The following is a 12817-nucleotide window of genomic DNA, read 5'->3' as shown; positions in this document are numbered from 1 at the left end:
CGTTCATTAGTGGAATGTTTGGAACCTTAGACTTTTGCCATTAGGTATTTATTCTAAAAATGGAAGAAATTCAATTCTTCATAATTTGATAGACCATTCTGAATGGAAGGATAATCCTGTAACTCAAGTGGTTTTTTAGATTACTCTAATCGTTATTAGATCCAACTTTATGTTTCAAACAAATTACAACGATTTACTTTCTGACATACCTGATTTGGTTTGTGAGTTGGATTCCTCAGAAAAGATTCGTTATGTAAACTCGTTCCATAAACATAGATTAGGTTATGAGTCCCATGAAATAATTGGGCGGTCTGTAGATGAATTTTTTCATCCTGAGGATAGAAACGAACTGCTTACAAAAATCTCTCGTTTGCAGACACCGGGTGCAGAAACAAAAGGGATTTGGAGAATTGCACATAAAGAAGGCTATTTTTTAACTTTTGAATGTAGAGGGAAACTCCAACCCGATTCTGAAGGTAACAAAAGGATTGTTGTGATTGCTCGGGACATTACTGAAGAACTCGGAGCAGAATTTAAATTACATACAAAATCAATTTCTAAAACTCAAATAACAGCAGAATTACAACCTAAGGCATCGGATTTACGCCACCAAAGTTTATTTGAATTAAAAATGTCTCAGTTCGAGTTTTCTCAATTGAAACATGCTTTCGATGAACATGCAATCATTGCCATTACAGATCGAGGTGGGCAGATTACTTATGCCAACGATCGGTTTTGTGAAGTATCTATGTATTCAAGAGAAGAACTTATCGGGAATAACCACCGTTTATTGAATTCAGGATTTCATTCCCCGGAGTTTTTTGGTCGTATGTATCATATGATACAGAATGGATATGTATGGAAGGGAGAAATCAGAAATAGAACTAAAACGGGATCTATTTACTGGGTGAGTGCTACGATTGTTCCTTTACGTTCTATCGATGGAAGTATTAATCGTTTTTTTGCCTTACATACTTTGATCACACGCACTATCGAATCAGAAGAAAAAGTATCACAATTGTTACAAGAAAAAGAATTACTTTTACAGGAAGTACACCACCGAATCAAAAACAATTTGTTTTCTGTTTATAGTCTTCTTAAGATGCAGGCAAACTTTTCTGACGACGAACATCTGAAAGAACAGTTTGATGAAGCGGCAGGTCGCTTACGTAGTATGATGGCACTTTACGATCGTTTGTATCGATCTCAAAATCGTAATGCTATTGATTTAAAGGAGTATATCCCAAATTTAGTTGTACAAATTCTCTCAACCTATTCAAAAAACATTCATTTTGATTTTATTTCGTATGAACCTGTCATTGTGAAACCGGATATCGCAAATAATTTAGGAATCATTTTAAACGAATTGATTTGTAATTCTGTAAAACATTCTTTTCTTTCTTGTGATTCGGGAATGATCGAAATCGAAATCAAAAAAGAAGAACATCAAATACAGTTTGTTTATCAAGACAATGGTGAACCTCTTCCCGATACTTTTTCTTTAGGAAATTCCGAGGCAGGATTTGGAATCAAACTGATGAATTTACTTGTCCAACAATTGAAAGGCAAAGTGGAATTGAGACCAGGACAGAAAGTACGTTTTGAATTGTTAGTTCCAATACGATGATTTTGGACTGAACTAAGGGAGGACGAAGCCCGATGTCTCGGATAAATATTAGTACTCTTACGTAGGTATTAATCGAGGAGATGGAGGATGGTGTCGAGTTTGTTTAACCGGAAAACGGTTCGAATGAGTTTGTTCACTCCTCGAATTTGTAGCTGTAAATGTTGCGATTCCAATGCCGAATGAAATTTCATCAATTCCCCTATGGTTGCGCTATCCAAAGACATGGAAATATCCGTAAAGTCTAAGACAACATCTTCCTTAGTATGGTTGATGGTAGACATAATTCTCTCTCGGAATCCACTGAGTCCATCAAAAGAAAGATCATTGTTCTTGATTTCGATTACAATTGCCAAGGTTTAAAACTATTTTTATATGATGGGATTTTTTGAAAGAATTTTTCCATATCATTTTCTTGTTTCCGAATTGTTTTCTTTTCCTTTTGTGATGAGATTGGTCTTCATTCCATATGTCTGTAAGTGATCGACAATTAAAATTAATCAAAGAAGCCGCCGAGTTGCTAGTGATGGAGCATCGCCTAACTTCAGATGAAGCGGTGGTTGTCATATCTACAGCAATTAAAAAAGAGTTGTCTATCCGAAATACAAATTTTGAAAAACTGGAAAAGGGTTCAAAAATTGACCGTACTAGTTTTACTCGGAATGTAGTAAAAACGGTTCAGGATACCTTAGAGGCCAATCCCTATTGGCGTTCCCATAATCTAGACAAATCCATTGATAATTTTTATAAAGTCCTTCATAAACATTGGGACTAAATATAAACTATGATTGTTTGAATCGCCTGAAATTTTTGCATTTGGTTGTTAAGAAAAGAACTAATGGTTTGTATTTTCTTTTAAAACTGCGTTGGTTTCACAAAAGTAAGAGTCCGGTTTTTGTTTACTTCTTGAAAAAACAATTTCAAAGTTTTGCGATTCCTTTGGTAAAAAGTTCTCTTTATCTAAACTAATACTTTCATAATCAACAGTATTTTCTTGTTTATCAAGGAGTAGGCAAGTGATCCGAGTGTGGTTGGTTGTTGTGTTACCTTTGTTCTGAATTTTTCCAGCGAGAACTATTTCTTTGTATTGGTTCCGTTTGAAATCTATATTCTTTAAAACTAATGTTGGTTGATCTGAAATTTCTGAAATCGTCATAGCTGAAACATTTATATTGTAATCAGAATACTTTGGCACCTTTTCATGTAACACTTGAAAAATGACAGATTCGCCAGCGATTACAATATTCTTTTCTGCATATCCAAAACTTGTCCCTAAACTGACCCCATCCTGATTTAATAAATCAACTGTGAACTTAGGCATGAGTAAATTTTGAGAACTTTTATTCGTAAATTTTCCTACAAAGTAAACATTACCAATAACGTCTGGAATGGCAGAAATAAACTGAAATTCTCCTTCAGGGATGATTTCGTTGGATTCTAATGGAGGATCTATGGGAATGGTTGTTGTTTTCTCCTCTTGTAAGGAGTTAGATCCAGATTGGGTATTTTGGAAATAACTAATCGCTGTTGAACCTAACACGATCCATGCGAAAACAATACCTGTAACCAGATTTTTCCAGTTTCCCAAATTACCAGTTTTATTATTTTGTTTTGAGGTACCGTAGACTTTTGGAGGTGGTAGGTCTACCATTCCACCCGTTGGTAATTTATCAAAACAATCGCCACATCGGTAGATGGTTGCCGATTCTTGGTATAAATTTGTGCTTCCACAGGTCGGGCATTGTTTTGAGTTCATATGTCGAATTGAAAGGGATCCCTCTAGAAATCCAAGTAGAAAACCAACTGGGAAATATCTTTCTTAATTAGGGTTTATAGAATACCTCGAGCAAACATTGTGTTGCTTGGATGGGGAGTAAAACTTCCGGCAATTGGTAACGGTAACTTATCCGATATTTGATTTGAGACTGAAAGATTATTTCTGCTACATTGGGACGGAGTGGAATAGGAGAAGGCGGAAGTTCTAAAAATGTAAAACTTTGGTTATGTTTTGTCGTTAGAATTTGAATTAAGGTTTTGTTATCGTAATCAGGTCTAAGTAAGAGTATGTCTTTTTCTGATTTTGAAAAAGGTAAGGACATAAACTCTGGTGCTACAACAAAAGAAAAATCTGAATTATTAAAAACTAACACTTTATCTTTTATCTTTGTAATTTCCTGCACAGTGTTCATTTGGTATTTTGAAATTTTTCTTAGTTCTTTCGTTTGTTGGAAAAGTGTATTTAAACTATAACATGAAAGTATGAAAAGGATAAAAATCCAAGGTTTTGTTATTTGGGTTTCTGCGATTTCATTTTTTCGGAGAACCAAAATGTAGAGGGGTATGAGTCCAAATAAATATCTAGGAGTGTTATGGCCGCCAGTATTTGGTGAGATGAGTATCATAACAATTGTTATTAGCAACAAAACTAAATTTTGATATGAAAATACTTTTCGCACCATTGATCTTATAAAACTAAGAACAAACAAAATAAAAATAGGAACTTGTTCTGCCCAAATTTTAAACAAATAAAAACTTGTATCAGTCCTAAATTGAAAACCTGAATTTTTAACTAAACGAAGAGGAAAAAACGTTCCTAAGGTAATTTGGTTTAGGATCGAAAATAAGGTCCCTGTTATAAAGAAAATGAATACAAACCGTTTCCAGTTATGTTCTTTTGTAAAACAAAGTGGAAGAAATCCAATAGCAAAAATCATTTCTGGTCTCATCCAAACCAGGCACATAGATAAAAGTCCTGAAAAGCCAGTCCATCTGCGATGATACAGATACAATACCAGAACCTCTAAAAAAAGAAATAAAATGGTTTCATGGATTAAAAAAACGTATATGGAGATTGTCGATCCAAATAACAGAAGTATTGTGGAACTCACATCTTTGTTCATTAGATAGAAAATATATATTGAAAGGAAAAATAGTACAAGTTGTGCGAGTTTGATTCCTAATATGCCAAAACATGCATAAATTGGGGAAAAAAGAATGGGATAAAAGTTGGGGAAAGTGGAATAGGGGAGACCATTGTGTACATGGAAGAAAATATCCGGTAGCGGAAAAAATTGAAAGTTCGGATCTTCTAAAAGATATTCATAATGTAAATGAAACGTTCCTTGAAGGGCTAACTTTATTTGCCATTCTAAAAGGGCAAAGTCAGAAAACGGTTGGATTTCCTTTGTGGTGAACGCAAAATACCCGAAGGTTAAAAATGTTAAGCTAACAAAGAAACCAATTGCTTTTTTTGATCGTGTCATAGGAAATCGAAAACAGGTACATTCTTTCCTGATTCTTACGATCTGCAATGAAAAAAGATAATGATCAATCTGCTTTCTCATCCAAACCTGTAAAATTTGTTTTTTACCTACTCCTCTCCTTTTTCGGTTTGTTTTTTGCTTTTCGGATTATGGATTCCTCCAGTTTTTATTTAGATTTTCCTTATGGTCATTTTCATTTTCCTTTAGGTAGGCAAATTCCTTTTTTTAAAGAAGGTGAAAGAGAATTTGGCGAAATTGATCAATTTGGATTTCGGAAAGGGAGTGTAAAAAAGAATACAAAATGTAACTACTTATTGTTAGGTGATTCTCAGACATTTGGATCTGGTTTGTTTTGGAAAGATAGTTTCCCTGAAATTTTAAATAGAGAAACAGATTGTCGTTGGTTCAATATTAGTATCCCGGGTTCAACTTTAGAAAATCAATTTTCGATGTATCAAAAAGTTAGTTCTCATCTTGAATTTAGTCATGTATATTTATTTGTATATGGAAATGATATATATGAAACCGGAGATACACCAGACTATTTGCATTTTGTGAATCATAAAAAATGGTATGTTCATTTTCTTTCCTTTTTTTTTCCGGAACACACTCGTTTGTATTTAAAGAAAAAATACTTTGAATCCATACAAAAACGAATGGAATCCGAGTTGGAGCGAGTTTCTATTCAACCTTATCAGGCTCCGAACCTCAAAAAAAGAAAAGATGAAATTGCAGATTACCTTCCTCTAAAAACTTTATTTCAAATTAGCCCAACTTATCTTTCTAGTTCACTCGATACGAAAACGTATGCAAAAGTCAATTTCGATCGATGGAAAAAAATTCTATTAGAATTAAATTATAAAATTCTAGATCAAGGTAAACATCTAACGATAGTTTATATTCCCTTGGAAGTTGAGTTTGATAAAAGTCGTTATGACGTTTATCAAGGGATTGGATTTGTTATGAACCCAAAATGGTTAGAATCAGATTCCGAGTTAGTAGAAGATTTGGTTCAGGTGTCAGCTGAAAATCAGATTCCTTTTGTCGATATGAGAAGTTGGATGCGCTATAGAACAGATTTGTTGCAAAAAGGTGATATCCATTTGAATGAAGTCGCGACTCGGCTCATTGCAGATATTCTAAAAAATAAGTAACGAATGAACCAATCTCCCTGGATCAAACAATTAACTTTGTTCTAAATTTTTTAGGATTGGGCAATCGGGTCTGTGATCGCCATGACAATGTTTAACGAGGTTTTTTAAAGTGTCAGACATGTCTTTTAATTGTTTTAATTTTAAATCCAATTCATTTAAATGTTTTTCCGCGAGTAATTTTACCTGTTTACTGCTACGTGATTTGTTTTTCCAAAGACCGAGTAGGCTTTTGATGTCTTCGAGTGGAAAACCAAGTTCCCTTGATCTTTTAATAAATCGTAAGTAGTGAATATCATCTGAACTATAGGATCTGTATCCATTTTCCATCCTTCCTGCTTCTGGGATAAGACCAATCCCTTCATAATGACGAATGAGTTTTGTGCTGACTCCAGATTCTTTCGAAAGTTCTCCAATATTCATTTTATCCTCCAAAAAAAATGCTCCAATTGCTAAAAAAAATCAAATCGGCTATTGACCTTCCAACGATTGGAAGGTTTAGACTGGATTTATGTTAACAAAGGAGTTACCATGAAACCAATCAAAAATTTAATAAAAATTGCAATTTTTGCATTTTTCGTCAACTCGCAGCAGATTATTGCACATGGGGAACACAAACCAGGTCCCCATGGCGGTGTGATCTCTATGCCTGGTGCTTTTCATACCGAAGTATTACCATATCAAAATTTAGGGTTTAAGGTGTATTTCCTTGATCTTAATTTTGAAAATCCTACTTCCAAAAATTCGAAGTTGAGTGGTAAGATACGATTGAATGGAAAAGAATTCCCTTTGAAGTGTTCAAGTCACCCCGACCATTTTTATTGCGAAATTCCCAAAGGAAGTTCTGCTTTTGAGGGTGATCTCATTTTATCCCCTGAATGGAATTTTCAGAAAGGGGCGGATGTTAAATACAAACTTCCGTTAAATAAAGTAAAAGAACAGGCAAAGGAAAATAATAAGGAACATCATCATGGTTAATTATGAAGTAGAAGGAATGACTTGCGGACATTGTAAAAAAACTGTAGAAACGGTTTTTGGTGAAATCGGTAAAGAAGCAATTGCAAACATAGACGATAAATTGGTAACCGTGAAAGAAACTTTAACGGATGAAGAGTTGAATAAACTTCGCAGCCGTTTGAGTGAGGATGGATATTCCCTTGGAAACGTTAAATAATACCACGGAACGAACATTAGATCTTTTTGGTATGACTTGTGCTAACTGTGCCCTTCGTATTGAGAAGGGTCTTTCTAAAATGGAAGGGGTTTCCGATGTTCGAGTTAATTTTGCGCGTGAATCTGTTTTTCTAAGAAGTACCGATTCTGTAACTGTTGATTCCCTTTTGGGAAAAGTTGAATCGCTTGGATACTCGGCCCTTGTTCATGATATTAATAAACAGTCCGAAGCAGAAAAAAAACAAAAAGACCAAATTCGAAATTTAAAAATCCGTTTTTTACTTTCGACAATATTCGCCTTGCCTTTGTTTTACGGTATGGTCACTCATTTTGGTTTTTTAAGTTTTATGCCTATGCCCCATTTTTTAATGGATCGATTTGTACAAATGGCCATAGCTTTTCCTGTGCAGTTTATTATTGGTTTTCCTTTTTATCAGTCTGCTTATCGTGCTTTGCGGAATGGATCTGCCAATATGGATGTTCTTGTTGTGATTGGAACCTCTGCGGCGTACGGGTACAGTATGTTTGGAAAACATCTTTATTTTGAAACTTCAGCAGTCCTCATCACCTTTATTTTGGGAGGGAAATGGATTGAACATTATGCCAAAGGAAAAAGTAGCGATGGTATCAACGCTCTGATCAAACTTCGACCTGAAATGGCAACGGTTAAATTTAATGAGGTTTGGACAGATGTTCCCAATGAATATCTAAAACTAGGGGACCTCGTATTAGTGAAAGCCGGGGAACGATTCCCAATGGATGGAACCATTTTGGAAGGAGAAAGTTTTTCCGATGAATCGATGTTAACTGGTGAAAGTATGCCCGTTGAAAAAAAAGTAGGCGATCAGATTCTTGGTGGGACTATGAATGGGAATGGATCTTTAGTTGTCAAAGCGACTAAGGTGGGAAATGACACTGCTCTGGCTCATATCATTCGTTCTGTGGAAGAATCTCTTGGCACCAAAGCTCCGATTCAAAGAATTGCAGATCAAATCTCTGCCTATTTTGTTCCTGTTGTTGTTTCTATCAGTATCATTGATTTTTTGGTTTGGTACTTCATCATCAATCCAGGAGTGACTAGTTCCGCGATTGAAACAAGTATTGCCATCCTTGTGATCGCTTGCCCTTGTGCTCTTGGCCTTGCGACACCAATTTCTTTATTAGTGGGAACGGGTCGCGCTGCCAGACGAGGCGTGTTATTTCGTAGTGCAGAAGCTTTGGAATCAGTTTCTAAAATCAATTGGATTGCCTTTGATAAAACGGGAACTCTTACGGAAGGAAAACCAAAAGTAGTAGAGATTACACACGCTCATTTGGATCCAAAGGAATTGGATCTTGTATTACAAACAATTGTACAAATAGAAAAAACTTCGGACCATCCACTGGCAAAGGCTATTGTTGGATACGGAAAAGAAAAAAAAATATTTAGAGATTCGGCCGAGATGGTGTCGACAAAAACCCATCCTGGTGGCGGAATCCAATCAGAAGAAAAAGGAAGTTCCTATTTCGTAGGCAAACAAATGTTTGTTGAAGAAAATGGATTTACTCTTTCTGCATTAGTAAAGGAATTTATCCAGTCTTGGACAACTGATGGATCCAGTTTGGTTTTTGTCGGTATCAGAGGCAATATCAATGGAATGGTGGTCTTTCGTATTGAGGACAGTTTGAGAAATGATGCTAAGGATTGTGTGGAAGAATTAAAATCCATCGGTGTGGAACCTATTCTACTAACGGGTGATAACCAAACTTCGGCTGAAAAGATTGCTCGTTTTGTGGGAATTACTGCCGTTCATTCTGGACTTTCACCTGAGGATAAAGCACGAATCATTAAAACTTTTAAAACAAAGCAAATCCACTCTGCTATGGTGGGTGATGGAATCAATGATGCTCCAGCCCTTGCTTCTGCCGATGTGGGCATTGCTATGGGGACAGGATCAGATGTAGCGATTCAAACCGCGGATGTTGTTCTTGTGAATGGAGACATCCAAAGAATTGTGGATCTGATTCGGATAGGTAAAGATACTGTCATCAACATCAGACAAAACTTTGGTTGGGCTCTCGGATACAATCTACTTGGGATTCCGATTGCCGCTTCAGGATTACTGGCACCTTGGGTGAGCGGGCTTGCGATGGCACTTAGTTCTTTGTCTGTTGTATTTAACGCCTTACGAATGAGTCGTTGGAAATAAAACTTATCAAGGGAAGATGGTAAAACTTTGGACATTTCTTTTTTAAAACCTCCTTCCCGTTTTGAATCCTCTGTAAAAGAATTTTGGATTTGGAAGGGAGTGAATGTTAGAGAACTTCCTTGGATATTGCCATCTTATGAGTGTGAGATGGTGTTTCATTTGGGAGAGTCTCCCCTTGTTGAAACGGAGGATAAACAACTCATTCGGTTGCCAAAACTTCATCTTGTTGGTCCTCAAAAAAGGAGATGGAGGATATTATCCGAATCTAATCTTTCTTTGTTTGCGATTCGGTTTTATGTAGGTGGGCTTTATTCTTTGTTTTCTAAAAGAGGAGATGAATTACAGAATCGATTTCCTGAAATTACAACCAATCGGATGTTAGTTGAATTTTCTGAATCCAAATTCAACTCTGAAGAAACAATTTCAGATTTTCTAATTTCTTTTTTAAAACAATATCCCGGAGAACCTTCTGAAATTCCGGTCTATGTTCGGTTTGCCCTTTTAGAACTCACTCATCCCGCGACCTCCATTGAAAATTTATGCAAAAAATTGGGGGTCTCTCGCAAACAATTGGATCGTAAATTCAAAGAAATTGTGGGTTTGCCTCCTTCTGAATACAGAACGGTGCACAGGTTACTCCAAATGGTGAGAAATCCCGAACACTATCGGAAAAACAATCCAGAATTACGATTCACTGATCTGGCCCAGGAATTTGATTATTCCGACCAGTCCCATTTCAATCGTGATTTCAAACGAATTTCAGGAAGTATTCCCAACGAATGGTTTGCGGAATATGAAAAAATGTCCCATTTTTACAATCAAGATTCGTCCTATACTGATAGGATGGAAACATGATACAAAACATAATCGATTTCGTTGGCAAAACAAAATCCAATCTTAGGTTACGAACATTGTGTTCTGCCATCACCAGAGAAGACAAAGAATCATTTGATTTATTATTATCTGACTCGGATTTGAAAGAAGTTTTAGTTTCTGAATCACCTCTGCTTCTTGGCCTTGCTGTGACTGAAGTTTCCAATATTTATTATTTAAAAAAGTTACTCGCTCTTGGACTTGATCCAAATAGACCAGATAACATGGGTTTGTATCCAATTCATAAAGCCACAGAAACGGGGAATGTAGAAGCTGTGGACGTTTTGTTAAATTCTGCTGCTGATCCGAATGCCGCTGATCCCAGTGGAGTCACTGCACTTCATATTGCCAACAGTTTTGATGGGCTTAGCGAAATTTCGGATCTACTCATTCGAATGGGTGCCAATATTTACCAAAGATATAAACTCGGCAAACGTTACTTAATGTAACATTAAATTAAAATTCAACGAATCAGTGGTCATAATCTTCCTTGTCTGAATGGGCCACTTCTTGATCTTTGTGAATATGATCGGTACACCTTTTACTCCCAACGCTACAAAACTTTTACTCCTAGGATCAGGAGAACTTGGTAAAGAGGTCGCTATCGAAGCAAACCGTCTGGGTGTTCATGTGATTGCTGTAGACCGGTATCCGAATGCACCGGCAATGCTTGTGGCACAAGAATCTCGTGTCATTAATATGCTCGATCCAAAAGAATTGGAAGCCACCATACGAGAGTTAAAACCAGATTTTGTTGTACCTGAAATTGAAGCCATTCATACAGAAACGTTAGTTCGATTGGAAACCGAGGGTTTTCGTATCATTCCATCTGCGAAAGCTGTGAACCTAACCATGAACAGAGAGGGAATTCGGAACTTTGCCTCCAAAGAACTTGGATTAAAAACTTCCAAGTTTCTCTTTGCAGATACCGAAGAAGATTTTACCCGTGCAGTAAAAGCGATTGGGTTTCCTTGTGTGGTCAAACCCATAATGAGCTCTTCTGGAAAAGGACAAAGTTTGGTTCGAGAAGAATCGGAAATCTTAAAAGCATGGGAGTATGGCCAAACCGGTGGAAGGACTGGCAAAGGCAAAATGATCGTTGAAGAGTTTGTTTCTTTTGATTTTGAAATCACACTCCTCACCATACGCCATATAGGTGGAACTACCTTCTTGCCACCCATTGGTCATAGACAAGTAAACGGAGATTATGTGGAATCTTGGATGCCACAACCTATGACGGAACTTGCTTTACGTGCTGCTGAAAAAATTGCGGAGACAGTTACGACCGGCCTTGGAGGATTCGGAATTTTTGGAGTCGAACTTTTTGTCAAAGGGGACGATGTGTATTTTAGTGAGGTATCACCAAGGCCACATGATACTGGGCTTGTGACTTTAATTTCGCAAAATGTTTCTGAGTTTTCACTTCATGCGAGAGCATTACTTGGCCTACCGATTCCAGAACTGATCTTTCATACTCCTGCTGCTAGTTCTGCAATTTTGTTAGAAGGAAAAACGAATTCACCAATTTATACCGGTGTTGACGAAGCCCTGAAACTAAAAGGTGTGGACATTCGAATCTTTGGCAAACCGGAATTGGATGGGAAACGCCGAATGGGAGTTAGTTTGGCTCTGGGGAAATCAATTGAAGAAGCCAAAGAAAAAGCAAATCATGCCAGAGACCTGATCCACCTGAAATAATTTATGAATCGATAATCAAATGGTATTTCCGAAAGGCAAACTAACCTTGAACGAATTAAATTCTATTTTATGTGATTAGTCTTTTTTGATTTCCGGGGCTTTGTAATTTGTCATCATACTTTCGTAGATACTTTCCTCTCCAAAAGGAAGGAAAGAGTTATCGTAATGAAGTGCGAGTAGTTTATTGTTCCCTTTCCCAAAACCACGAATGAGTTCGGATTCGATGGAATCAAAATCAGAAAACTCAATCGAATCCATAAACTTACCATCATGTAGCAGGTTTAGAAAAATTACAAATTTTCCTGCGTGTTTTAATATCTTTAAGGAGAACAACATTTCTCGAAGTTTTAATAAATAAAGAAGAGGGCGAGTGTTTCTTGCCATCACTAACTTCTGTTCGGCTTCACTCACATCTCGGAGTGCAAGGCGTAAAAATGCTCTGGTTTGTGTTTTTTCTTTGTCGCGCGATTTTCCCCCGAGTAAAATTAATTCGGAACGAATAAGATCTAAATTTTTAGTAAGTATTTTGTCGTAGAGTTGGATGAGTTTGAATTGAGTGGAACGAACAACCAAATAGGCATCACCATATTTGCCTTGGATGTGAAGGCTTTTGAATCGTAAATACTCATCTATGATTTCTTGGTATTCTTTCTTTTCTTCCGGACTCCCTAAATGGATGATGCTGGAATCAAGCGAACGCACCAAAAGATAATTTTCTTCTGCTCCAAAGGCCACTTGTAAGTTGCCGTTGGCATAGTTTCCCTTACCGGAAGTGAGACAAAGGAAACTAAGAAAAGAAAAAAGAAAAGTTCGCACAGTATAGTTTCGGAATCCGGATTCCTTAAA

Annotated in this window: 14 protein-coding genes; 9 read left to right on the top strand and 5 right to left on the bottom strand. The window is 36.7% G+C overall.

Annotated features, from left to right (window positions below; translation table 11 throughout):
• Positions 1-169 precede the first annotated feature (169 nt).
• Positions 170-1627, top strand: a complete 1458-nt coding sequence (locus EHQ49_RS09660; RefSeq protein WP_135578834.1) for a PAS domain-containing sensor histidine kinase — start codon at positions 170-172, stop codon at positions 1625-1627.
• A 68-nt stretch (positions 1628-1695) separates the two neighbouring features.
• On the opposite strand, the gene EHQ49_RS18730 is transcribed toward EHQ49_RS09660, so the two are convergent.
• Complete coding sequence (locus EHQ49_RS18730; protein ID WP_167483002.1) at positions 1696-1980, bottom strand: STAS domain-containing protein; 285 nt, start codon at positions 1978-1980, stop codon at positions 1696-1698.
• Positions 1981-2093: 113 nt separating this feature from the next.
• On the opposite strand from EHQ49_RS18730, the gene EHQ49_RS09650 reads away from it, so the two are divergent.
• Entirely contained in the window at positions 2094-2399 is a 306-nt protein-coding gene (locus EHQ49_RS09650; RefSeq protein WP_135578832.1) for a hypothetical protein, read from the top strand.
• Positions 2400-2459: 60 nt separating this feature from the next.
• Here the strand turns inward: EHQ49_RS09650 and EHQ49_RS09645 are convergent, their stop codons facing one another.
• Both EHQ49_RS09645 and EHQ49_RS09640 read right to left on the bottom strand, forming a co-directional pair.
• The gene (locus tag EHQ49_RS09645; protein ID WP_135578830.1) at positions 2460-3380 is read right to left on the bottom strand and encodes a hypothetical protein; all 921 of its coding nucleotides are present in this window, start codon (positions 3378-3380) and stop codon (positions 2460-2462) included.
• Between the two features lie 67 nt (positions 3381-3447).
• Positions 3448-4887, bottom strand: a complete 1440-nt coding sequence (locus EHQ49_RS09640) for an LA_3751/LA_3752 family putative glycosyltransferase (RefSeq protein WP_135578828.1) — start codon at positions 4885-4887, stop codon at positions 3448-3450.
• A gap of 47 nt (positions 4888-4934) precedes the next feature.
• Between EHQ49_RS09640 and EHQ49_RS09635 the strand changes: the two genes are divergently transcribed.
• Positions 4935-6041: an SGNH/GDSL hydrolase family protein gene (locus EHQ49_RS09635; protein WP_135578826.1), complete on the top strand. Its 1107-nt coding sequence runs from the start codon at positions 4935-4937 to the stop codon at positions 6039-6041.
• Between the two features lie 30 nt (positions 6042-6071).
• On the opposite strand, the gene cueR is transcribed toward EHQ49_RS09635, so the two are convergent.
• The gene (gene cueR / locus EHQ49_RS09630; RefSeq protein WP_135578824.1) at positions 6072-6461 is read right to left on the bottom strand and encodes a Cu(I)-responsive transcriptional regulator; all 390 of its coding nucleotides are present in this window, start codon (positions 6459-6461) and stop codon (positions 6072-6074) included.
• 108 nt (positions 6462-6569) lie between these two features.
• Here cueR and EHQ49_RS09625 point away from each other — a divergent pair, with 108 nt between their 5' ends.
• The 6 genes from EHQ49_RS09625 (at position 6570) to purT (ending at position 11971) form a co-directional block, all read left to right on the top strand.
• A complete protein-coding gene (locus EHQ49_RS09625) occupies positions 6570-7016 on the top strand; it encodes a hypothetical protein (protein WP_135578822.1) in 447 nt (148 codons plus the stop codon).
• Positions 7009-7212, top strand: coding sequence for a heavy-metal-associated domain-containing protein (locus EHQ49_RS09620; RefSeq protein ID WP_135578820.1), 204 nt, complete (start codon positions 7009-7011; stop codon positions 7210-7212). Before EHQ49_RS09625 ends, EHQ49_RS09620 begins: the two co-directional genes overlap by 8 nt.
• Positions 7196-9400, top strand: a complete 2205-nt coding sequence (locus EHQ49_RS09615; RefSeq protein ID WP_135578818.1) for a heavy metal translocating P-type ATPase — start codon at positions 7196-7198, stop codon at positions 9398-9400. The genes EHQ49_RS09620 and EHQ49_RS09615 overlap by 17 nt, the downstream gene beginning before the upstream one ends.
• Positions 9401-9427: 27 nt before the next feature.
• Positions 9428-10255, top strand: a complete 828-nt coding sequence (locus EHQ49_RS09610) for a helix-turn-helix domain-containing protein (protein ID WP_135578816.1) — start codon at positions 9428-9430, stop codon at positions 10253-10255.
• Complete coding sequence (locus EHQ49_RS09605; protein WP_135578814.1) at positions 10252-10722, top strand: ankyrin repeat domain-containing protein; 471 nt, start codon at positions 10252-10254, stop codon at positions 10720-10722. Before EHQ49_RS09610 ends, EHQ49_RS09605 begins: the two co-directional genes overlap by 4 nt.
• A gap of 76 nt (positions 10723-10798) precedes the next feature.
• The gene (gene purT, locus EHQ49_RS09600) at positions 10799-11971 is read left to right on the top strand and encodes a formate-dependent phosphoribosylglycinamide formyltransferase (protein ID WP_135578812.1); all 1173 of its coding nucleotides are present in this window, start codon (positions 10799-10801) and stop codon (positions 11969-11971) included.
• Between the two features lie 75 nt (positions 11972-12046).
• Here the strand turns inward: purT and EHQ49_RS09595 are convergent, their stop codons facing one another.
• Complete coding sequence (locus EHQ49_RS09595; protein ID WP_135578973.1) at positions 12047-12787, bottom strand: adhesin OmpL37 family surface protein; 741 nt, start codon at positions 12785-12787, stop codon at positions 12047-12049.
• Positions 12788-12817 lie beyond the last annotated feature (30 nt).

Source organism: Leptospira perdikensis (assembly GCF_004769575.1).
Taxonomy (GTDB): Bacteria; Spirochaetota; Leptospiria; order Leptospirales; family Leptospiraceae; genus Leptospira_A; species Leptospira_A perdikensis.
Note: the sequence above shows the minus strand (reverse complement) of the source record. Positions and strands in the feature narration are given on the sequence as shown.

Excerpts from the sequence above, each read along its gene's own strand:
- EHQ49_RS09640 (WP_135578828.1), bottom strand. The coding sequence starts at position 4,887 with ATGACACGATCAAAAAAAGCAATTGGTTTCTTTGTTAGCTTAACATTT.
- purT (WP_135578812.1), top strand. The coding sequence starts at position 10,799 with ATGATCGGTACACCTTTTACTCCCAACGCTACAAAACTTTTACTCCTA.
- EHQ49_RS09645 (WP_135578830.1), bottom strand. The coding sequence starts at position 3,380 with ATGAACTCAAAACAATGCCCGACCTGTGGAAGCACAAATTTATACCAA.
- EHQ49_RS09635 (WP_135578826.1), top strand. The coding sequence starts at position 4,935 with ATGAAAAAAGATAATGATCAATCTGCTTTCTCATCCAAACCTGTAAAA.
- cueR (WP_135578824.1), bottom strand. The coding sequence starts at position 6,461 with ATGAATATTGGAGAACTTTCGAAAGAATCTGGAGTCAGCACAAAACTC.
- EHQ49_RS09660 (WP_135578834.1), top strand. The coding sequence starts at position 170 with ATGTTTCAAACAAATTACAACGATTTACTTTCTGACATACCTGATTTG.
- EHQ49_RS09620 (WP_135578820.1), top strand. The coding sequence starts at position 7,009 with ATGGTTAATTATGAAGTAGAAGGAATGACTTGCGGACATTGTAAAAAA.
- EHQ49_RS09605 (WP_135578814.1), top strand. The coding sequence starts at position 10,252 with ATGATACAAAACATAATCGATTTCGTTGGCAAAACAAAATCCAATCTT.
- EHQ49_RS09625 (WP_135578822.1), top strand. The coding sequence starts at position 6,570 with ATGAAACCAATCAAAAATTTAATAAAAATTGCAATTTTTGCATTTTTC.
- EHQ49_RS09650 (WP_135578832.1), top strand. The coding sequence starts at position 2,094 with ATGTCTGTAAGTGATCGACAATTAAAATTAATCAAAGAAGCCGCCGAG.